21 protein-coding genes, 1 other RNA gene and 1 other annotated feature are annotated in these 22,431 nt (G+C 50.1%); of the genes, 5 read left to right on the top strand and 17 right to left on the bottom strand.

All coding sequences use genetic code 11. The features are described from left to right. Positions 1–13 precede the first annotated feature (13 nt). Both pheS and E1963_RS11920 read right to left on the bottom strand, forming a co-directional pair. Positions 14–1,033: a phenylalanine--tRNA ligase subunit alpha gene (pheS, locus tag E1963_RS11925; protein ID WP_132278240.1), complete on the bottom strand. Its 1,020-nt coding sequence runs from the start codon at positions 1,031–1,033 to the stop codon at positions 14–16. 103 nt (positions 1,034–1,136) lie between these two features. Continuing rightward, positions 1,137–1,367: a binding site (T-box leader), on the bottom strand. Positions 1,368–1,421: 54 nt separating this feature from the next. Beyond that, a complete protein-coding gene (locus E1963_RS11920) occupies positions 1,422–2,273 on the bottom strand; it encodes a YihY/virulence factor BrkB family protein (protein ID WP_132278238.1) in 852 nt (283 codons plus the stop codon). 121 nt (positions 2,274–2,394) lie between these two features. On the opposite strand from E1963_RS11920, the gene E1963_RS11915 reads away from it, so the two are divergent. After that, entirely contained in the window at positions 2,395–2,964 is a 570-nt protein-coding gene (locus E1963_RS11915; RefSeq protein ID WP_132278236.1) for a xanthine phosphoribosyltransferase, read from the top strand. 9 nt (positions 2,965–2,973) lie between these two features. On the opposite strand, the gene E1963_RS11910 is transcribed toward E1963_RS11915, so the two are convergent. From E1963_RS11910 to E1963_RS11870, 9 genes are all read right to left on the bottom strand, one after another. Continuing rightward, positions 2,974–4,299 (bottom strand): SpoIID/LytB domain-containing protein, encoded by a 1,326-nt coding sequence (locus E1963_RS11910; RefSeq protein WP_243117705.1) that lies wholly within the window; start codon positions 4,297–4,299, stop codon positions 2,974–2,976. A 258-nt stretch (positions 4,300–4,557) separates the two neighbouring features. Continuing rightward, a non-coding RNA gene (ssrS, locus tag E1963_RS11905) (6S RNA) lies at positions 4,558–4,739 on the bottom strand. 91 nt (positions 4,740–4,830) lie between these two features. Continuing rightward, positions 4,831–6,522: a phosphoenolpyruvate carboxykinase (ATP) gene (locus tag E1963_RS11900; protein WP_066578879.1), complete on the bottom strand. Its 1,692-nt coding sequence runs from the start codon at positions 6,520–6,522 to the stop codon at positions 4,831–4,833. Between the two features lie 191 nt (positions 6,523–6,713). Beyond that, positions 6,714–7,058, bottom strand: a complete 345-nt coding sequence (locus E1963_RS11895; protein WP_066578881.1) for a hypothetical protein — start codon at positions 7,056–7,058, stop codon at positions 6,714–6,716. A 14-nt stretch (positions 7,059–7,072) separates the two neighbouring features. Further along, complete coding sequence (gene thrC, locus E1963_RS11890) at positions 7,073–8,563, bottom strand: threonine synthase (protein ID WP_132278234.1); 1,491 nt, start codon at positions 8,561–8,563, stop codon at positions 7,073–7,075. Between the two features lie 12 nt (positions 8,564–8,575). After that, on the bottom strand, positions 8,576–9,850 hold the full coding sequence (locus E1963_RS11885; RefSeq protein WP_132278232.1) for a Na+/H+ antiporter NhaC family protein: 1,275 nt from the start codon (positions 9,848–9,850) through the stop codon (positions 8,576–8,578). Between the two features lie 15 nt (positions 9,851–9,865). After that, on the bottom strand, positions 9,866–10,357 hold the full coding sequence (locus E1963_RS11880) for a 3-isopropylmalate dehydratase small subunit (RefSeq protein WP_132278230.1): 492 nt from the start codon (positions 10,355–10,357) through the stop codon (positions 9,866–9,868). Continuing rightward, positions 10,357–11,631, bottom strand: a complete 1,275-nt coding sequence (gene leuC, locus E1963_RS11875) for a 3-isopropylmalate dehydratase large subunit (RefSeq protein WP_132278228.1) — start codon at positions 11,629–11,631, stop codon at positions 10,357–10,359. Before leuC ends, E1963_RS11880 begins: the two co-directional genes overlap by 1 nt. Before the next feature lie 21 nt (positions 11,632–11,652). After that, on the bottom strand, positions 11,653–13,200 hold the full coding sequence (locus E1963_RS11870) for an isopeptide-forming domain-containing fimbrial protein (protein WP_243117704.1): 1,548 nt from the start codon (positions 13,198–13,200) through the stop codon (positions 11,653–11,655). A gap of 262 nt (positions 13,201–13,462) precedes the next feature. Here E1963_RS11870 and E1963_RS11865 point away from each other — a divergent pair, with 262 nt between their 5' ends. After that, on the top strand, positions 13,463–14,923 hold the full coding sequence (locus E1963_RS11865; RefSeq protein ID WP_132278224.1) for a sodium-dependent transporter: 1,461 nt from the start codon (positions 13,463–13,465) through the stop codon (positions 14,921–14,923). A 48-nt stretch (positions 14,924–14,971) separates the two neighbouring features. Then, positions 14,972–15,202: a hypothetical protein gene (locus E1963_RS11860; protein WP_132278222.1), complete on the top strand. Its 231-nt coding sequence runs from the start codon at positions 14,972–14,974 to the stop codon at positions 15,200–15,202. A gap of 316 nt (positions 15,203–15,518) precedes the next feature. Here E1963_RS11860 and E1963_RS11855 read toward each other — a convergent pair whose 3' ends face one another. Beyond that, positions 15,519–15,737: a hypothetical protein gene (locus tag E1963_RS11855; protein ID WP_132278220.1), complete on the bottom strand. Its 219-nt coding sequence runs from the start codon at positions 15,735–15,737 to the stop codon at positions 15,519–15,521. 2 nt (positions 15,738–15,739) lie between these two features. Further along, positions 15,740–16,549, bottom strand: coding sequence for a putative ABC transporter permease (locus E1963_RS11850; protein ID WP_132278218.1), 810 nt, complete (start codon positions 16,547–16,549; stop codon positions 15,740–15,742). A 131-nt stretch (positions 16,550–16,680) separates the two neighbouring features. Between E1963_RS11850 and E1963_RS11845 the strand changes: the two genes are divergently transcribed. Further along, on the top strand, positions 16,681–16,911 hold the full coding sequence (locus E1963_RS11845; RefSeq protein ID WP_132278216.1) for a FeoA family protein: 231 nt from the start codon (positions 16,681–16,683) through the stop codon (positions 16,909–16,911). Next, entirely contained in the window at positions 16,908–18,950 is a 2,043-nt protein-coding gene (gene feoB, locus E1963_RS11840; RefSeq protein WP_132278214.1) for a ferrous iron transport protein B, read from the top strand. The genes E1963_RS11845 and feoB overlap by 4 nt, the downstream gene beginning before the upstream one ends. Before the next feature lie 53 nt (positions 18,951–19,003). Here feoB and E1963_RS11835 read toward each other — a convergent pair whose 3' ends face one another. The 4 genes from E1963_RS11835 to E1963_RS11820 form a co-directional block, all read right to left on the bottom strand. Beyond that, the gene (locus tag E1963_RS11835; protein ID WP_132278212.1) at positions 19,004–20,371 is read right to left on the bottom strand and encodes an aldehyde dehydrogenase; all 1,368 of its coding nucleotides are present in this window, start codon (positions 20,369–20,371) and stop codon (positions 19,004–19,006) included. Between the two features lie 136 nt (positions 20,372–20,507). Next, positions 20,508–21,332 (bottom strand): PHP domain-containing protein, encoded by an 825-nt coding sequence (locus tag E1963_RS11830; RefSeq protein WP_132278210.1) that lies wholly within the window; start codon positions 21,330–21,332, stop codon positions 20,508–20,510. An 82-nt stretch (positions 21,333–21,414) separates the two neighbouring features. Then, positions 21,415–21,600, bottom strand: coding sequence for a hypothetical protein (locus E1963_RS11825; RefSeq protein WP_066578920.1), 186 nt, complete (start codon positions 21,598–21,600; stop codon positions 21,415–21,417). A gap of 62 nt (positions 21,601–21,662) precedes the next feature. Beyond that, the gene (locus E1963_RS11820) at positions 21,663–22,388 is read right to left on the bottom strand and encodes a hypothetical protein (protein ID WP_132278208.1); all 726 of its coding nucleotides are present in this window, start codon (positions 22,386–22,388) and stop codon (positions 21,663–21,665) included. Between the last annotated feature and the right edge of the window lie 43 nt (positions 22,389–22,431).

Here is a 22,431-nt window from a genome sequence, read left to right as displayed (position 1 = left end):
TCTCCTTTCAACCTTAGAACTGCTTCAAAAATCTTATGTCATTTTCGTAGAGCAGCCGCATGTCATCTATCTCATATTTCAGGAGTGCGATACGCTCCAGACCCATGCCGAATGCAAAGCCGCTGTATTCCTCCGGGTCGATGCCGCACATCTCCAGTACGTGGGGGTGAACCATGCCGCAGCCGAGTATCTCTATCCAGCCAGAGCCTTTGCAGAACCTGCAGCCCTTCCCGCCGCATTTGAAACAGGTCACGTCTACTTCCGCGCTTGGCTCCGTGAACGGGAAATGATGCGGGCGGAACTTCGTCCTGGTCTCCGGGCCGAACAGTTCCTTGGCAAATACTTCAAGCGTCCCTTTCAAGTCCGCAAAAGAGATATTCTTATCGATGACGAGCCCTTCAACCTGATGGAAGGAAGGGGAATGGGTCGCGTCCACCTCGTCAGAACGGAATACACGCCCCGGCGCTATCATACGGATGGGAAGCTTCCCCTGCTCCATGACACGTGCCTGTACCGGCGACGTCTGCGTACGAAGCACGATGTCCTTATTGATATAGAACGTATCCTGCTCATCCTTTGCCGGATGGTCAGCCGGAATGTTCAGCTTCTCAAAATTGTACAGGTCATATTCCACTTCGGGCCCTTCCACTACTTCATAGCCCATACCTACGAATATCTGCTCTACCTCTTCCAGCGCAATCGTATTCGGGTGGCTGTGTCCGACCATATTCTTTTTGGACGGCAGCGTGACGTCGATCACTTCCTGCTTCATCTTCTCTTCCCGGATGGCCCTTTCCATCTTCCTGCGGGTATCTTCCATCACTTCCTCGATAGCGGCCCTTGTCTCATTTACAAGCTGGCCTACCTTAGGCCTCTCCTCCGGCGCGACATCTTTCATCCCTTTCAGCACTGCGGTAAGCTCTCCCTTCTTGCCAAGGAATCTTACACGCACCTCATTCAGCTTTTCAGGCATATCAGCTGACTCGATAGCTTTCAGCGCTTCATCTTTGATGCTTTGTAATTTCTCTTTCATCTCTTCTCTCCTTTACCAATAAAAAAATAGATTGCGTATTCCCGGAGGGCTATTGCTCCACAGGAGACGCAGGTCCCTATGGAAATAAAAAAATCCCCGCCCCAAAAGGGACGAGGTCATAGCTCGCGGTACCACCCTGATTCCCGCCGGTACGGGCAGGCACTCAAATGCGTAACGTGCACATACGGCATCTCCTACTGAAATATACGAACTTTCAAAGATGCAGCTCGCGCGGGAAATTCGATGGCCATCTGAACCAAAGGAAACTTTCAGCCCGGTGGTTTCCTCTCTCTTTTGGAAGATGGGTCTCTACTGACGCGGTCATAGCTTTTGTCAATTTATACTAATATATTCTATCACAACAAATACGTATGTCAAGGCTAAAACTTTAAGATTTTGCTTTCTTCCGGGATGAACCGGTCAGTATCTTGTCATACATGAGTATGTTTATCTCACCACCGAGCAGGATGCTGTACATGCAGAAATACATCCAGAGCATGATGAGCACTATCGTCGTCAGGCTTCCGTACATATCCGAAAACCCTTTGAACAGATCTACATACACGGAAAAAATCCACGATACGATCATCCATCCGATGGCAGCAAAGATGGCGCCAGGTATCTGCTTCTTTAACGAATCTTTCCGGTTTGGCAGAAACTTATAAATGAGAAGCGAGAAGACCATCAGAACGGCCGGCGTAATGTATACACGCATCCGGATGAGCCAGTCGGCCAGCCGGGACAGTATCGGTACATGCTCCGCGATAAAGATGTTGAGCGTATTGCCGAATACGGACAGTACGAGCAGAAAGATGATGACGAGGATGAACATTACCGTATATAGGGTCGCCCGGATGCGCAGGAAGATATAATTTCTCGTCTCACGACAGTTATACACACAGTTCAGGCCTCCCGTCATGGCGAGAACGCCTTTTCCTGCCGACCATAAAGCCACGACTACCGTAACAGGGATGATTCCGGTAGACTGGTTGTATACCTGATTCACGATGGATGTGATCAGGGAATCCACCGATGAGGGAAATACCTGTATTACCGCAGTCATCACATCTGCTTTCGTCACCGGCGTATATTGGACCAAGGTAATAAGAAGCAGTATGATAGGTATGAGGCACAGCATAAAAAAGAAGGCAGACTGCGCCGCATATGCCCCCACATGATCATCCGTTATTTCCTGCGATATCTCTGTTCCCTTATTATATAATCTTTTATAACTCTTCATATCTCTCTCCTACTGCGTTCCCTTTATTTTACCCGATTTTTCCATCTTTGTCTATTGAAAAACAAAAGGCTATACGTTAGTATATGATGTATATATAGAATACGGTAAGGAAGGTATAATCATGCAGCTTTTAGAAGAACGAATCCTGAAAGACGGAACGGTAAAGCCAGGGAATGTACTAAAGGTAGACAGTTTTCTCAACCACAGGATGGATATTGGCCTGATCAACGAGATAGGGAAGGAATTCCGCCGCAGATTTCCAAGTGACAAGATTACTAAGATTCTGACCATCGAGGCGTCCGGCATCGGCATCGCCTGCATAGCGGCCCAGTATTTCCAGGTACCAGTAGTATTTGCCAAAAAAGCGCAAAGTATTAACATAGACGGCGAAGTATACCACACGAAGGTAGAATCTTTTACGCACAAGAAAGTATATGACGTCATCCTTTCCCGGAAATTTCTGGATCCTGACGACCATGTTCTCGTCATCGATGATTTCCTCGCTAATGGCTGCGCACTCATGGGACTTCTCGATATAATAGAAGAAGCCGGCGCAACCCTAGAGGGCGCCGGCATCGTTATAGAAAAAGGGTTCCAGCAGGGCGGGCAGATCATCCGGCAGAAAGGCATCCATCTGGAATCCCTTGCTATCATCGATACGATGACAGATACGTCGCTCACCTTCCGGTAGCAGCCAACATCATTCTATCGTGACATCGTGGAAAAATAAGGTCAGGATCTCTTTGTAATCCTTGCCCTGCTTTGCCATCTCGTTTGCACCATTCTGGCTCATCCCGATGCCGTGGCCGTATCCGCCTCCTTTGATGACAAATGCGTCTGCGGTCTTTTCGATGGTGAAGAAGGCGCTCGGCAGCAGCGCGCCGCTGTCTATGACCGTGCCGTCCTGCTTCGTTATCTGATACCCTTTTCCTCCAAGGGCTCTCCGGATTTTATTTTCCGTGTCGACAGTAACGCTTCCATTGCTTCCGGTCGCTTTTATCTGCAGGGCCACGTCTCCGGGACCTTTCTTCGTCACTTCCACGCTGGAAAGTGTCCCTACATCTGTTCCGGTGTTCAGGCCGACCAGGTTGGACAGCGTCTGTACCGGAACTGCCGCCTCCCATCTGTACCATGGAAGCTCTTTTTCATAATCTGCTTCTCCGTCAGACACGTCCACGCTCTGCAGATAGCCGTTGCTGTCGCTTGGCGCGGTACCCCAGGCTTCCATAGATGTCGTCCTTCCACAGGAAGTAGAATAATAGTATGTAGTCACGACCTCGCCCTGATATCGGACGACCTGCCCTGCTGTCTCGGCGACGGCCTTGGACGTGGACTCCTGTTCCTCGGAATTGCCGTACACCTGATAGTCCGTACTGTCATTCACGTGCGCCTCGTATTCCGGGTAGCCATAGTCTGCCATCTGACGGTAGGCATAGCTCCTTGCGCAGACCGCCTGGACCTTCAGCGCCTCCAGCTCATATGAGGCCGGCATCTCGCTCGGCACGACCCCGCACAGATATGTCTCCACAGGCAGCTCATTAATGATGACGATACCTTCTGCCGTAGTCCGGAGTTCTATGATTCCGCTGTAGGAAGGTGTCCCGAATCCTCTCTTGATACTGGACAGTGTGACTTTCCCTTCTTTTGCCTGTATACGGATATTCCCTTTCCCGAACCTGGCATCATCCGGTGCTATCGTCAGACTGTCTGATTTGCCCCAGTCTTCTGTCTCTTCGCCGCATGTAAGCGTCAGACCTTTTGCGGACGATATGGTGACGCTTGGATGTACGATGTTGCTGTATCCGTTATCCATGATGAGGACACGGATATCCGGGTTGTCTATAGCCGTGTTCTTTTCTTCCGGTCCGCCTTCTGCTTCACCGGCCTCCTTTTCTGTTCCCGTCCTGCCCAGGCCTTTTATCTTGCCTGTGCCCTTCAATGCCGACACAAGGCCGACTATGATAAACAGGGTGACGAGAATCGCCATCCCATAATACAGATATTTTTCTTTTCTTCTTCGCCTCACACTATGTACCTCTTGTCCACCCGTTTTTTTCTATATTTATGACAGCATCCATAAAATAGACCGGAATGCCATAAAAATCATCTTCTGATATATGGAACAATGAATGTGCCAAGGCACATTCGTCCGCCTGCCGCTATAGCGGCATCATCCTCTGCCGGCGCAGCGCGTTCCTCCGAAGGGTTTTATAATACAGGCAACGAAGTACCCTATATTATAAAAAGACAGCCGTATTATATACGACTGCCCTTTATCTTTTGTAAGATCCCCAAAATGCCGGTTCCTGTATTTTGACTCCTAGCCGCAGCCAGGTGGGTGTCCGCATCTGTTTTTCTGCCTTCCCCTGCGTAATCGGGGGCCTGACATATTTCAGAGATATAAGAGTCCCGTTTAAAGTTTTGTAGGTTCAAAATAACAGGAGTTGTCGTGCATCCCAGGTTTTCCTAAAATCATTATACTCTATTATCTCTCGTTTTTCAACAAAAATGTGCCAGCTGTGACAGATGGCACATTTTTACAGCTTTATCAAACTGATTATGCTAATTCTTCAACCAGTTTGTTGAGTGCTGCGAGCGCCTCATCCGGCAGCTTGTCATAACCGTCTTTTGCTGTGGAGAACTTCTCTACTGCATTGACACGGTTCATCATTGCATTCTTGAGCTGCGCTTTATAGTCTGCGTCATCCAGGTTAGGGATAAAGCCTTCCCATTCCATGATTTCGATATCTTCAAATGGACCCCACTGCTTGAAGTCCGCTTTTCTCTCCACGATTGCTTCCAGAATGCCGAGCGTATCTTTCGGCTGTACCTTCTTGCCCATAAAATCACCGGTGTTGACGATATAGCAGTCTACATCCTTCTCTTCTACAAGCTTTTTGAACTTCTCGTAGTCATTAACAAGAGGATATGTTCTGAATGGGTTAGCGTAAGGAACGATACGGAGCGCATTCAGATCCGTTCCTGCGGCAACACGTTCTGCGGTAGATGTCTTCGTAGCAAGCGTCGCTCCCATGACAGATGCAAGCGCGGAACCCTTCAGCTTGACTACCGGCGGAATCGTCGGGTCTTTCATAATCCAGAAGATAGCGTTTACAGGTGCGTCAATCTTATCCACACGGTTTGGTGACCACAATTTAGACTTGATGGCACGTCCATTGCCGTTCCTGATATCCTCTGTCACTAGCTGGATCTTCCCGTCTTCATCCAGGGTCGCGGAACAGTTCTGTGCTGATAATAAGTACTTGTTGTCATCGCAGCCTGTCGGATAGTCCGCCGTCTTGTCGAAGTATGTCGGCTCTAGCGCTACGGAAGCACATGTGTCTGTATTGATGATGAACGCGTCGTCATGGAGAACCGTAATCGGATACTTGCCGTCGTGTTTTGCATGCGTAAGAGTAGATTTGCCTGATCCGGAGAGTCCGAATACAGATGCAACATATTTGGAACCGTCAGGAAGCGTATACTCTTTTTGTCCGCCGTGGCAGGAAGCATAGCCATTTCTGTTGGCAATCGCCCATGCCATCGTAAGCGTACCTTTCTTGTGCTCACCGAAGTATCTCATACCAAGGATACATGCACAGTTCTCAGCGGTGTCAAAATAGCAGAGCGTAAGAGGATCGCTCAGGCAGCTGTAATCAACATCGGGTCGGTCCTGCGGAAACCACTGCGGGTCGGAGAAAATATAGATATCAGGCTCTTTGCCGTCGCCTACCGGTTTGGAATTCTTGTACATCTTGACATATTCGTCAGCCATATACTGGAAGTTCAGCATCCAGTTGTACATGATGTTCTCTTCTCCCTCTGGAATAAGAAGATGTGCTTTCACCATGAATTCTGTATCAAGACCAACATATACGGTTGCATGATACATCGTCTTCCAGCGTGATTCATATACTGCATCCATCGTCACCTTGTCAAGCTTGGCCGCATCCACTCCAGGTTCTCCTTTGATGCGTCGTGCGCCTGCATAACGGCCTGTCACCGCGCCGTCGTTGAATAACAATACTCTGGCATCGCTGTCAAGACCAAATTCTTCTCCCCTATATACGGGCATATCTGTAACAATCGTTCCGGGTGAATTCTTTGCCAGATTGTATGCCTCTTTTAATGTGTTAACCGGAACAACATTATTTCCATAAAATGCTGCTTCAATAATAGAACGGGTTTTGGAAAAACCAGTTTTTCCAGCACCAATTTCACTAATCGGATAATATGCTTTTGTTGCCATGTCTCTTTTCCTCCTTAAAATTCCAAATTTGATTCATTATCTCATTTTTCAGAAGAAAAGTCAAGACTTTAACAATGTTTTCACGAAAGTTTTAGTTTTTTATCATTCATTTATTACATGATTGTTGTACGTATTGTATAAATAATTTTAAAAAATGCAGGATTTGAATTCTAATCCTGCATTTCTTCTTCCTACACACCAAAATATTTCTTATTGCACTTACGGACAGCCACGAAAAACCAGATGAGCGCCACCCACACGAGGGCGAACATGATGAGGAACAATATACCTATACCGCCCATATAAGTATTGTATAAGTCCAGCCCGCCGTATGCGGTTACGATTATCCCGAGCGTCAGGAGCGGAGGGGACATCTCCCTGCAGTAGGCATCCACATCCTTGCATTTTTTGAATCTCGCTTCCTTCGGCAGCAGTATCGTCGTATTGATCTCCTTCTTCGTCTTCATCAAAAAGTACGCATACAGACAGTATAATCCACATCCAAGTCCAAATATTCCAAATATTCCATTCAACATCTGTCACACCTCAATTATCGTATATCTAATATCTCTTTTACCGTATCTTCCATCTTATCCGTGTCACACTCCGTCTTATGGAGCACGTCTGCATGAAGAATATCTGCAATTGCCTGTGGCATGTCCACCCCTGATACTTCTTCCAGCTTCTCCAGCAGAAGGAAATCATCTTCCGCTTCATACGTGCTGTCGATGGATGTCATGACGCTCTTAACAAACTTATAGGGACTGGCCGTTGAGGCTACAAGGCACTTGCTGCCGTCCCCGGACGCCTTCCTGTACTCGTCACACACATGTGAGGCTACGGCCGTATGCGTGTCCAGTACATATCCGGTTGCTTCATAGATGCGTCTGATCTGATCTGCCGTCTGTGCTTCTGTCGCGTATCCGGCTTCAAAATCTTCCAGCTTCTCCCTCATCTCTTCCGTAAGCGCATAACTTCCCCCGGCCTTCAGCTCTTCCATGAATCTGGAAGTCTGCCCGGAATCCTCACCGGTTACAAGGTAGATGAGGCGCTCCAGGTTGCTTGAAATCAGAATATCCATGGATGGGGATGTCGTGAGCACGAATGCCCTGTTCCTGTCGTACGTTCCCGTGCAGAAGAAGTCGAACAGTACCTTATTTTCATTTGAAGCGCAGATAAGCCTGCCAATCGGCACGCCCATCTGCTTCGCATAATAAGCTGCCAGTATGTTGCCGAAATTGCCGGTCGGAACAACCACATTCATCTGCTCGCCTGCGGACAGTTCCCCTTCCCCCAGCAGCTTCGCATATGCATAGACATAATATACGACCTGCGGGACAAGCCGGCCGATGTTGATGGAATTGGCGGATGAGAACTGGTATCCGTTACCAGCCAGCTTATCTGCCAGCTCCGCATTTTCAAACATCGCTTTCACGCCGCTCTGGGCATTGTCAAAGTTCCCGTGTATCGCCACCACGTCTACATTATTTCCCTTCTGCGTGACCATCTGAAGCTCCTGCACCTTGCTCACGCCGTTCTTCGGATAGAACACGATGATCCTCGTACCCTCCACATCAGCAAAGCCGGCCATAGCCGCCTTTCCGGTATCACCGGACGTCGCCGCCAGTATGACGATCTCATTCTCTACATTATTCTTCTTTGCAGAAGTCGTCATAAGGTATGGAAGTATGGACAGGGCCATATCCTTGAATGCAATCGTAGGGCCATGGAACAGCTCCAGATAATACGTATCATCCACTTTCGCAAGCGGAGCGATCTCCTCCGTATCAAACTTGCTGTCATATGCCCTGCTGATACAGGCCTTAAGCTCCTCCTCCGTGAAATCAGTCAGAAACAGCTTCATCACCTCATAAGCCGTCTCCTGATAGCTCATGCGTTTGAGCCTGTCCATCGGGATGTCCAGCTTCGGGATGCACTCCGGCACGAACAGCCCCCCGTCCGGCGCAAGCCCTTTCAGCACGGCCTCAGATGCTGTGGCCTTCAATTTGGAATTTCTTGTGCTCTTATAATGTAGATTCATTTTTCCATCCTTTCAATTCGCTTTCCTGAATGCAATAAAAAGAATTGCACTGATTGCCATCAATATCGGATAAAACAGATATGGCATTATGTTAAATGGTGTCAGCCCCGTAAGGCTCGCCGCCGAGAGCAGCTGTGCCCCGTAAGGAATCAGGCCCTGCCCTACGGACGTAAATATATCCAGCAGGGACGCGGACCGTCTCGGCGATATATCGAACTCTTCGCTGATGTCTTTTGCGATAGGGCCGGCCATGACGATGGCGACCGTATTGTTCGCCGTACACATGTCAACGAGAAGCGACAGTCCGGCGATGCCGGCCTCCCCTCCCCGCTGTCCTTTGATGCTCCGCTTGATCAGGTTCAGAATGAACTGGATGCCTCCGAACTCTTTCACCAGCGACACGATGCAGGCCACGACGATGGAGATGACCGTGATATCATACATGCCTGTCACACCCTTGCCGACGGATGAGAACATCTCGCCTGCCGCAAGGCTGCCGGTGGCTACCCCCACGACGAGCGATACGACCGTCCCTCCAATCAGGACGACAAACACGTTGATGCCGATCAGGGCCCCTACGAGCACGAGTATATACGGGATGACGCGCAGGATGTTGTAGCTCCCCGCGGCCACGCTGGCGTTACCGTTCCATGTAATGACAAGGAATAGGATAATTGTGATGATGGCTGCCGGGAGGACGATGAGGAAGTTCTCCCGGAACTTGTCCTTCATCTCACATCCCTGCGTCTTGACCGCCGCGATAGTCGTATCCGATATCATAGACAGGTTGTCCCCGAACATGGCGCCGCACACGACCGCACCGATGCAGACTGCCAGAGAGAATCCTGTCTTCTCGCCGATCCCCACTGCTATCGGCGCAAGTGCCGCTATCGTTCCCATAGATGTCCCCATGGATACTGAGATGAAGCAGCCGATGATAAACAAGCCTACGACCGCAATCTTGGCAGGCAGGATAGATAAGCCGAAGTTGACCGTGCTCTCCACGCCGCCGGCTGCTGTCACGGCGCCGGAAAACCCTCCGGCGCACAGGAAGATAAGGCTCATGGTGATGATGTTCTCATCTCCCACCCCTTTTGATATTACCTTTATCTTCTCTTGAAAGCTCAGCCCTCTGTTCTGTATAAATGCTGTAAACAGCGCTATTAAGAATGCCACTATGGCGGGCATTGCATAAAAGTCTCCCGTCACGATGCCTGCACCGAGGAATATCACAAGAAATCCCCCTATCGGCAGCAGTGCCGCCCCATTTCCTCTCTCATTTCCCATAACAGATAACCCTCACTATCTCTTCTTGCCGTTCGTATAATTTACAAGCCCCCCGGCCGCGATAAGCTTCTGCATGAATTCCGGGAACGGCTGCCCCTCAAAGCTCAGGCCTTTTGTCTTGTTGTATATCATCCCGCTGTCGAAGTCTACTTCTACTTCGTCCCCCGCTTCTATCCCCTGAGCGGCCTCCGGGCATTCGATGATAGGCAGCCCGATGTTGATCGCATTCCTGTAGAAGATACGTGCAAATGTCTCTGCAATTACGCAGCTTACCCCTGCCTCCTTCAGGCAGAGCGGCGCGTGTTCCCTGGAAGATCCGCAGCCGAAATTCTTCTTAGCCACAATCATATCTCCGGGCCTGACCTTACCGGCAAATTCCGGGTCGATGTCAACCATAGCGTGAGCAGCCAGCTCTTTTCCGTCAAAGGAGTTCAGATACCGTGCCGGAATAATTACATCTGTATCTACGTTATCACCATATTTAAATACATGTCCTGATGCTCTCATTATCTGTCACCTGCTTTCTCTGGATTCGCAATATATCCCGCTATGGCGCTTGCCGCCGCCACCTCAGGGGATGCAAGGTAGATCAGGGAATCCACGTGTCCCATTCGGCCTACGAAGTTACGGTTTGTCGTGGATACGCACTTCTCTCCTGCCGCCAGCACGCCCATGTGCCCGCCCATGCACGGGCCGCAGCTCGGCGTATTGAAGGCGCAGCCGGCATCGATAAAGATATCTACCAGCCCTTCCCTGATGCATTGCTTATATATCTTCTGCGTGGCAGGTATAATCATCACACGCACATCCGGGTGTACTTTCCGGCCATCCAATACTGCCGCCGCCCTTCTCATATCTTCCATACGGCCGTTCGTACAGGAACCGATGACTACCTGGTCTATCCTGATTGGCTCCATAGCCTCAATCTCATCTATCGTCTTCGCATTGCCCGGAAGATGCGGGAACGCCACCGTAGGACGGACCTTGGCAAGATCGACCTCGACGACCTCATCATAGGCTGCGTCATCATCCGCCTCATATATCGTATAGCTCTTTTCAGAGTGTTCTTTCATATATGCTTTGGCGCGCTCATCGACGATAAAGATTCCGTTCTTCGCCCCGGCCTCGATAGCCATGTTCGCCATCGTAAAGCGGTCATCCATCGTAAGGCTTCGGATGCCGTCTCCTGTAAATTCCATGGACTTGTACAGGGCGCCGTCCACGCCAATCCTTCCGATAATATGGATGATGATATCCTTACCGCTCACATACCGGGAAGGCGTTCCGGTCAGCACGAACTTGATGGCAGAAGGAACTTTAAACCACAGCTCTCCTGTCGCCATCCCTGTCGCGATGTCTGTAGTTCCGACACCGGTGGAAAATGCTCCGAGCGCTCCGTATGTACACGTGTGCGAATCCGCTCCGATGATGCATTCCCCCGCGACGGTTATGCCCTTCTCCGGTAGGATTGCATGTTCAATGCCCATCTGACCCACTTCATAATAATGTGTCAGTCCCTGCTTTTTTGCAAATTCACGGATGGACTTGGAATTTTCCGCGGATTTGATATCCTTGTTCGGTGTAAAATGATCCGGTACTAGGACTACCTTCTCCTTATCAAATACTTTATCTGCCATCTGGTTAAATACAGGCACCGCCATCGGCCCTGTAATGTCGTTAGCCATAACTACGTCGAGCTTCGCTTCAATCAGCTGGCCCGCCACTACATGTTCAAGCCCCGCATGTGCCGCAAGAATCTTCTGTGTCATCGTCATTCCCATATCTTATGACGCCTCCTTCATCTACTTAGTCTTACGAGCTATTTTACCACAGGCGGTGATTGCGGTGCAAGAAAGAATGAGCAATAAGATAAGAACCATCAAATTTTCTTCATCCCCCGTCTTTACTGCCTCTGCTTTTACTGCCGGTTTTGGTGCGGGTTCTGCTTCTGGTTCCTCAATCACGGGCTTCTCTTCTTCCGGAACTTCTTTCGGCTCTTCTTCCGGCGTTTCCGGTTCCCTCGGTATCTCAGGTTCCTCCACCGTTACAATCTCACGGTCCTTCACTTCGTCGGCATTGTCCGCCCTCACGACGACTTCATTCTCTATCTCTCTCCCAATGACGGATGCGTCGGTAATGGCTATCTGATATTCCACATAGAACTTCTCTCCGCGCTCTACGCTCTGCAGAAATTCCAGCGACTCGCCCGAATGGATGCTGTAAGTGTTCCCTTCTACTGTGATTACTGCGTCTGATACGGCGCGTTGATGCGCGTCCAGAAGGACGACAGAATTTTTCTGAAGCTTGACCCCCTCGGTCAGAATCGTGTCTGAAATGACGACATTTTTGGCAACCGCATTCTGGATGCGCTGCGTCACTTCTATCGTATAGGTGACAATATCCCCTACTTTATAGGACTTTCCAGTCTTATCCGCCTGTTTGTCCGTGACAAGTTCCGGCTTTGGAAGCCACGTCACTGCCAGAGAAGCAGGCGCTGTCTCGACCGTTATCAGGCTTCCGCCGCCGATATCCTGCCCATTGCTGCCGGACCTGATCACTAAGGTCCGCCACGCCTGCCGGCGGCTGCCATAGAGCGCTCCGCTCTCATACCGCTCACCGTTAAGCATTCCGACATCGGCAGACAGATAGAAGCGGTCCCCTCCCATCACCCGGACCTGCCCTTCCTTCTTTGTTCCTTTCGAGACGTTCACAAGCCACACTCCCTCCGGCAGCGGAATCGTAATGCTGTTATCTGCATCACCGGTACATGTTATCTCATCTGTCCTCTGCTGCTTTCCTTCTCTGTCGAACCAGCTGTTGAACTCCGTGCCCGAGAATGAGATATCGGGGGCCGGTATCGCAGGCCACCCTCTGATCCAGGAAGCGCACTGTATGACCTGGTTCTTCATCTCTTCATTCAGCCCGATGAATGCATCACTGTCCCCGCTCAAGTTGTCATATATATACGACAGTACACAATGGGACAGACAGTAGACATTCGCCTCGGACCTCCATGCTTCTGGAAGCGCGGGCCTCATATGGGTCTCATAGCCCGGGCCTCCGTAGACGTAATACATCGCTTTGCTCAGAAGCTGGCTGTTATCGATGACCTGTGAATCATAGCTTCCATCGGACGGCGGAGTCTTGCCCGGCTCAAGGCAATATCCGAGGACACCGTCTATATAATAGTAATGTGTCGAATAGCCCTGGTAATAGACTGCCTCCCCCTGTACGAGAGACACGGGCGCGGCCCGCACCTCCGTCTCTTCCAGCCCCAGAAGGGCGAGAGATAAAAGCAGCAAAAATAAACCGGACGCCAACAGCCTCCATAGTCTGGCTACGTGTTTCATATGCATTCTCCTTTTCTTAATAGTTGAAGGAAAATCTGGGATGATTGCTCCCAAGGACGGGGATTCCCCGCATGATGACGAATTGATTTATTGTCTGATAGAATTACTTGACGAGTGTAATTATCATATCCGCTATTGCTGTTTTTGTCAACATGCATTTGATGATTGACACGTCCTCGCTCTATTTAGTAGAATGGGGGAAGTACCCTCGGTCTGTATGTTTTCCTGAGGGCAGCATGTTATTTTAAAGGAGTGTAGCAAAATGAACACACGAGAAAAATTTTCATCACGTCTCGGGTTCCTGCTCATCAGCGCAGGCTGTGCGGTAGGGCTGGGCAACGTGTGGCGGTTCCCGTATATCACCGGGCAGTACGGGGGTGCGGCTTTCGTACTGATCTATCTTGTATTTCTGATTCTCCTCGGTCTTCCCATCATGACGATGGAGTATTCCGTCGGACGGGCCTCACAGAAATCCGCCGCCAGATCTTTTGAGATACTGGAACCAGAGGGAACGAAATGGCATTATGTCAAGCTTGTCCCCCTGGTCGGAAACTATATGCTGATGATGTTCTATACGACAGTCGGCGGGTGGATGCTCGCTTACTTCTTCAAGACCGCTGCCGGCTCACTGGGCGGCAAAAACGCGGAGCAGATCGATTCTGCCTTCTCCGGCTTTCTCGCCAGCCCTTCACAGCAGGTCCTCTGGATGCTCGTCGTGACCGTCATCGGATTCTTCATCTGTTCCAAAGGCCTCCGCAACGGCGTAGAAAAGATATCCAAGTATATGATGGGTGCATTGTTTGTCGTCATGCTCGTACTTGTCGTACACAGCTTTCTTCTAAGCGGAGCAAAGGAAGGACTTGCCTTCTACCTCATTCCTGATTTTGGCAGGGCTCTTGAGAACTATTCCCTCGGCGAGATTATCTTCGCAGCACTTGGGCAGGCATTTTTCACGCTGAGCCTCGGCATCGGAGCGCTGGCTATATTCGGGAGCTACATCGGAAAAGACCATTCCCTCGTGTCAGAGAGCCTGAACGTAGTCGTTCTGGATACTTTAGTCGCCTTGTTTTCAGGACTGATCATCTTTCCTGCATGCTTTACATATGACATCGACGCAGGCAGCGGACCGGGCCTTATCTTCGTAACCCTCCCCGCTACCTTTAACGAAATGGCCGGCGGAAGGGTATGGGGCTCCCTGTTCTTCGCATTCATGGCTTTTGCCGCTCTGACTACGATCATCGCGGTGTTTGAAAATATCGTGGCATTTGCTATGGATTTTGGCTGGAGCCGAAAGAAAGCGGTTGTCGTAAACGCGGTCGCCGTCATACTGCTCTCCCTCCCATGTGCCCTCGGCTTCAACCTTTTAAGCGGTTTCCAGCCATTCGGCGCAGGGAGCACCGTACAGGACCTTGAGGACTTCATCGTTTCCAACACGCTGCTTCCGCTCGGTTCGCTGCTGTACCTGCTGTTCTGTACCTACCGCTATGGATGGGGCTGGAAGAACTACAGCAAAGAAGTCAACTGCGGCAAAGGGCTTAAGCTGCCCAACTGGACAAGGGGATATATCTCTTATGTACTGCCGCTCATCGTCATCTTCATACTTGTAGACGGTTATCTGGAGAAGCTTGGATTCCCGGCAAACTACCTGCTGCCGGTATTCTGCCTCATCTACCCGGGATATCTGATGGTGCAGTCCTACCTCGTGCACCGGAAGAAAATGTGAGTTTAGGTAATGTAGACGCCGCTGGGGAGGTATGGGGCAGATGCTCCGATGCGTCCGGGAACTGCGACTATCACACAGATTCCTAAGCCTGTGGGATGTACGCCGATGGCGGCTCTCACCCCACAAGCCAAGGAATCTGGTGAGGATTCTCCGTCCCTTCCGCTTATACCTTCGCATCTGTCCCATACCTCTCCATCGGCTATCTACTTTACTGGCATGGGTGGGGGTGGCTGTGTGACGCTGCCGGCTGATGGATGGGCTTTGGCTGTGTCAGCATAGTGAAAAGGGGCTAAGCAGGCTGATAACTTTAGTTGAAAGTAATCGTAATGAAGAAGAGCCGGAATCAGGTACCGGGATGTTGAGATAACATCCCCTGCCTGGTTCCGGCTCTTCTTGCAGCAACGGCGTGTACGCCTCGCCGCAAATGTTAACAAAGAACAAACTCGCCAGCCTGATTCATCTGGACTAGCAAAGCTCTTATCATTCATCTGCTCTTTGTGTTATTCACATTAAGCTTGCGATATTTTATCACTCAACTGACGCAGCCAGCGTTCATCCGCTGGCCAGTAACGCCACACAGCCGTCCTTGCCCTTGTTAAGTGAAGTAGATAGCGGGCGGGGAGCCGGGTGGGAGATGCGCAGGTGCAAGCGGGAGAGGCGGAGAATCCTTTCCGTAGCCCTTATCCTGCGGGATGCAAGCCGTTGTCGGCGCGCATTCCGGAGGGTTAGGGATACGTGAAATAGTCAGAGCCTCGGACGCATCGGAGCAGATGCCACCCGGCTCCCTGTCCGCAGCCACTTTACTTAAACCCACATTTATTTCTTAAGTATCTTCATCTGAAGCTCTTTCAGGATATCCTTATGCTTTCTCGATTCCATCTTCGGGAAGGCCTTCAGCAGGCGGTTGCTCACTTTTGTCCCGTGCTCCGCCAGTTCTCTGTATTTTTCTTTCAGATCTGCGACACGGCCCTTCTGCTCTTCTGTAGCTGCTTCCAGTCTTTCTTTGATCTCTTCTGTTACTTCCATCGTCTCCAGTACATTTTCATGGATATTCTCACCCACTTTATCAGAAAGCTCCCGCAGCTCTGCGGCAATCCGTTCCATCATCTCCAGGCGCCGGTTCAGCTTCAGGATGCCGGAAGCCGTGACATAGATGTCTGAGATGAGCACTGCTCCAAGCACAGCGATAAGTACGACGCCTGCTACCGTCGGAAGCAGGGAAAGCCCCTTATGTATGAGCGGATGAATCACTTTCACGATAAAGACGCAGGCCACGCCCCAGACGAGTGAAAATATCAGACAGACATATCCGCCTATGTTCAGCGGCTGTCCGGAATAATCCCACCACTTGTGATGGAATATCTTATCCATCAGAAACCCTGTTATCCATTCAATCAACGTGACAAGTATGGTAGACGTCACATAAAGCAGGACGAGATTTTCCCTCACCGGTGTCAGGAACTGTACGACCACGCCCACGCCGATGCCGTAGATTGGGCATATAGGACCATTTAAAAATCCCCGGTTTACGAACTTATGCTGCTTTGTCGTCGCATAAGCCACCTCTGTACACCACCCGAGAAATCCGTATGTGAAGAAATATAATATGAAAAAGTACACCTGCATAAGTCCGCTCCATCCTGCTCCTTTTTATAGTGTTTATAGTATACTTCACATTGCCATTTACGTCAAATAGTGGTATGATATGGAATGTAATAGATAATAATTATCAATAACATTATAGGAGCTATTCCGATATGACACTGAAGCAAGGAAAAAACAGCCAGACCTACGAGGTCAAGTCGATTGATATCGAGCTTGGCCTGGAACGCCGTCTCGAGGCGCTCGGTCTGACAGAAGGTACACAGATTACAATATTGAACAATGACAAAAAGGGCTCCCTGACGGCAAAGTTCCGGGGCACCCGCTTTGCCATGGGCAGAAGGATTGCCGACCATATCGAAGTACGGGAGGTGGCGGAACAATGAGAAAGACCATCAACGTAGGCTTCATAGGTAATCCGAACTGCGGAAAGACGACCCTGTTCAATGCCTTTACAGGCGCCAACCTCAAGGTGGCCAACTGGCCGGGTGTCACCGTGGAAAAGAAAGAAGGGCGTGCTACATACAAGGGGCAGGAATTCAAGCTTATCGATCTTCCGGGCATATACAGCCTTACATCCTATACGATGGAAGAGACCGTATCCAGGGAATGCATTATGAGCGATGAGGTGGATGTCATCATAGACGTGATAGATGCATCCAGCCTGGAACGCAACCTGTATCTGACGCTGCAGCTCATAGAGCTTGGCAAGCCGGTCGTTCTGGCGCTGAATATGATGGATATCGTAGAAGAACGCGGTATGGAGATCGACCTCCACAGGCTCCCCGAGATGCTCGGTGTTCCCGCAATCCCGGTATCTGCCAGAAAGAAGACCGGCCTTTCCATCCTCATGCATGCCGTCTCCCACCACAAAGAATACGACAGGCAGGGCCCTCTGATCCACCACCATCCCGGACTCCGGTCTTCGCACCGGCACAATCATCATGAAGAATATGCCATGGTATATGAAGATTACATAGAAGACAAGATAGACCTCATCATCTCTGCGCTCAGCCGGAGTTATCCTCATCTGGATAACAAGCGCTGGCATGCCATCAAGATACTGGAACAGGACAAGGGTATTACAAATGCCTATCCCCTTGATCTGGGCAGCACGGTGAACCGCAGCTATGAGAAGGATATCATCAATCAGAAATATAACTTCATCGAGGAAATCATCGCAGAAGTACTCGTGAACAAATCACGGAAAGAGGCCTCCACAGACAAGATAGACCGCTATCTTACCAGCCGCTGGCTCGGTCTTCCTATTTTCCTCGGTATTATGGCTCTTGTATTTTTCTTTACCTTTACAATAGGTGACTGGCTGAAAGGATATTTCGAGATAGGTCTCGAGGCGCTGTCCGCTGCCGTATCCGCCGGCCTTGCATCCATCAATACTGGAGAGATGATGACTTCTCTCGTCGTGGATGGCATCATCTCCGGAGTAGGAGGGATACTCACCTTTCTACCCAACATATTTATCTTGTTCCTCGCTCTGGCGTTTCTTGAGGACAGCGGATATATGGCCCGTGTCGCCTTTATCATGGATGACATCATGAGCCGGCTCGGCCTGTCGGGACGTGCATTCCTGCCACTGCTCCTTGGATTTGGCTGTTCGGTGCCTGCCATCATGGCATCCCGCGCGCTGGAACATAAGAGGGACCGGTTCAAGACGATACTTGTCACGCCATTTATGTCCTGCAGTGCCAGGCTGCCTATATATGTCCTGTTTTCCTCCATGTTTTTTGGGAAGCAAGCCATGATGGTCTGTTATTCCATGTATGTGCTCGGCATCGTCGTGGCTATCACCACTGCGTTTATCCTGTCTAAAATGGATGGAAGCAAGGCAGAACACGCGCTTCTGATCGAGCTGCCGGAATATAAGGCCCCGAATGCACGCACCATCGCCATCTACGTATGGGAAAAGATAAAAGATTACCTGACCAAGGCCGGTACTGTTATCTTCATCGCATCGGTCATCATGTGGGTCATCCTGAACTTCGGCCCAGGCGGATACGTTACCGACATCACCGAGAGCTTCGGCTCCATAATCGGAAAGGCGATTGTGCCGATCTTCCGGCCAGCGGGCCTCGGCCAGTGGCAGATTATCGTAGCCCTCATCGCCGGAATCGCCGCCAAAGAAGTCGTCGTATCAAGCTGCAGCGTACTGTTCGGCATCCAGAACATCACCACCGCCCACGGCATGGGCACCATGGTGGCCACGCTTGGCTCTATGGGGTTCGGCGCGTTGAATGCCTACGCGCTCATGGTATTCTGCCTGTTGTATGTTCCATGCACCGCCACCATAGCGACCATGCACCGGGAACTGAAAAGCTGGAAAAGCACACTGGGAATTGTTCTCTTCCAGCTGCTTACAGCATGGACAATAAGCACAATTGTCTTTCAAATCGGCCAATTGTCTTAGAATTTTGAAAGGGGTCAGACCCCTGCATATGCAGGAGGTCTGACCCCTTTCGATTATTGTAGCTTTTTCAGTATATTCAGTTTATTCTTAAACGGTGCATAACGTACAGGTATGTCTATGAGCAGCGACTTTTTCATGATACTTTTCTGATGTGTGAACGTATCGAAGCTCGCCTTGCCATGGTAGCCGCCCATGCCGCTGTTCCCGACTCCGCCGAACGGCATATGGGATGTCGCCAGATGTACGACCGTATCGTTGATGCATCCGCCGCCGTAGGATACGTGCCGCAAGATGTAGGCTTCCCTTCTCTTTTCTTTCGTGAACAGGTATAACGCCAGAGGACGGGGCCTGGCATTGACCATGGCGGCCGCCTCTTTAATGTCGTAGAAGGTGAGCACAGGCAGCACGGGGCCGAAGATTTCTTCCTGCATGACCGGGCTGTCCCAGTTCACCTGGTCTACTACCGTCGGTTCTATCTGCCTCGTATCGCTTCTGCTTCCGCCGCCGCATACGATATGGGTTCCTCTCATAAGTCCGAGCACCCTGTCAAAATGCTTGTCATTGATCATCTTCGGATAATCGGCATTATGGCAGGCATCTTTGCCGTACATTTTGTATATGTTCTTTTCCAGCTGCTTCAGCAGCTTATCTTTTACGCTCTTGTGCACTAATATGTAATCCGGAGCAACGCATGTCTGGCCTGAATTCAGGAACTTCCCCCATACGATACGCTTTGCCGCCATCTTGATATCCGCCGTCTCGTCCACGATACAAGGGCTTTTTCCGCCCAGTTCAAGGCTCACGGGCGTGAGGTGCTTTGACGCCTTCTCCATCACGTATCTGCCGACATCCACGCTGCCGGTGAAGAATATATAATCAAAGCGCTCGTTCAGGAGCGCTTCGTTCTCCTTTCTTCCACCCGTGATCACATCCACGTACTTTTTCGGGAAAAGTGCCTGGATCATCTTCGCCACGATGGCAGAAGTGTGCGGCGAATAGGCAGAAGGTTTGACGACAGCACAGTTGCCCGCACATATAGCGCCCACAAGAGGCGCTATCGTCAGCTGGAACGGATAGTTCCACGGCGACATGATTAGCACGACTCCGTAAGGCTCCGGATAGATAAAGGAACGGGACGGAAACTGCGTAACCGGCGTGGGGACCCGTTTTGGCCGGGCCCACTTGCGCAGATGCTTCAACGTATATTTTATCTCCTCTTTCACAATACCGATCTCTGTAGCATAAGCTTCAAAAGGCGACTTGTGCAGATCCTTTTGAAGCGCCTCCATTATGGCCTCTTCGTTTTCACAGATCCATGCATTCAGCCTCGTAAGCTGCGCTATCCTGAATCCGATGCTTTTACACTCTCCTTCTCTGAAATACGCTCTCTGCCTTTTGATCATTTCCTTATAATCTGCCATATTCTGCCTCCTATGCATGAATCTTATTATAGGGTTTTCACTGCGCCTTTTTCATAATCTTTGGTACCGGAAAAAGCAAATACATTTGCCAGACATAAGAGAAGTCCTCTACATGTGCTGTAAAGGACTTGTCTCATTATTTCATCCGTTCCAGGTAAGGGATTTCAATCGGGTCAATCGGGTCTACCGGATTCTCCACCTGACCCTTCCGTCTTCTTCTGTGGCGTTTGAGCAGCTCTCCGCCCTTGTTATAGAACCAGAAAGAATATACGAGCAGCTTATTCACCTTCCCAATCTTATCCTTGGTCGTCTTGTCATACAGGGTTCCTCCTGCTTCGACAGGCACTTTCCGGCGGATAAGGGATATGAGCTCCGTCTCACAGGTCACATGCTCAGGCAGCACGGTATATCCTCTGCCCACGCAGTCCAGCTTGTGGGAATCGCTTCCCCCGATTCCGGGCTTCTTGTACTTCCGTGCAAGCTTTACGGCTCCCTCATTAGACTCTTCGGGCTCGCAGGAATTAAAGGCCTCTATAAAATCAAAACGCTTTATGATTTCCGGCGATTTATAAAATTTCTTCGTGTTCGTAAAACTAAGATACTTCTCTCCGCAAGGATGAGCCGGCCCGAGTATTCCCCCGTGCCGGTGCACAAAATCTATCAATACGGCCACAGGCAGGCCACGCAGCTCCAGCAGCCTCATCTTTACGCCTTCCGGCATAATGCAGATGATGTGCCCTGCATCGCATGTATCGTACTCTATCCCCTTCAGCACGACAAAATCCTCATGCACTTTGTCCTTCATGTTGTATTTCCAGTGGCGGTAGCCTTTATAGGTATCATGGTCAGTGATGAGCATCCCATCAAAGCCTTCCTCCTTCAACTTTGTGATATATTCATCCAAGCTTACTCTACTGTCCACCGAACCTTCTTTTACATGACAGTGCATATCTATCTTCATCAGTAAGCCCCCTTTATTCGTTTTTTATGTTTATATTATATCACATCCGCCGTAAAATACAACTAAACACCGTCCATATGGGTTAATTTGCCTTACTGTCTGAGGACAGCGACTGCAGCGAATATTTGATGAGGACGCCGCATATTACCCAGACAGCCATGTACATATATCCTGAAATATTGATTTCTGTAAAGCCGAACATGACCACTGCCGCAGCCTGCATCGTGAACCCCGCGATAAGCAATATCATTTTAAAGATTTTATACATAATAAAGCACCTCCCCTGCTATAGCTCATACTATAGCAGGGGAGGTGTGTCATAAACAGGACTCAGCTTTCTTCATCCTCATTTTCTTCCGCGTCATCGTCAAGTATCATTCTCGCCTTCTCTACTTCAGACTCTCTGGATACTTGTTCTTTGAACTTCCTTGCATGTACCTTCTCAGTCATCCCTATCTTTCTGGAGTGCATCATAAACTGGACGCTGATACCGACGACCGCAGCCACGGCACCGATTGCCAATCCGATCCATGCATGTGCCGTAAGCCCCGCAAGCTCAGCTGCAGCCAGCCCTGTTGAGATACCGCCCGACAGGCCTGTGACGATGATGACGAGCGGCTCTATAAAGATTACCGCAAGCACCGCAAATACAACTGCTATCACGATGCTGATGATGAGCGGGATAACAGAGTCCAGATTCAGCAGCATCGCACACACGCCGAACACACAGGCCAGCACCATAAGAAACACGCCGAACTTGTACAAGAAAAAAGCCAGCGCACCTAGTATGACGGCACCTGCAATCACTACAGCCAGAAAGGCAATCTTCGTCAGCCCGAACCCAATCGCCACAGATACTCCTAATCCTGCACCGACGACCGCTCCTGCCGCTGCTGTCAGCAGCTTCACAAGCTTCAGTCCGAACAGGCATACCAGGGCACCTATCACGGCAGCGACGATAAGTGCCGTTGTCCCCTGTGCAGTACCTGAGGCTGCGAGCTTAGATGTCCCGCCCAATGCATTGCCAATCATGTCATTTAAGTTTACCATATCCATATCTTCGTCTCCTTTGTTCCTTATTAATTATCCACATCAGCAG

Origin of the sequence: Extibacter muris, assembly GCF_004345005.1 — a bacterium.
Lineage (GTDB): Bacteria > Bacillota > Clostridia > Lachnospirales > Lachnospiraceae > Extibacter > Extibacter muris.
Note: the sequence above shows the minus strand (reverse complement) of the source record. Positions and strands in the feature narration are given on the sequence as shown.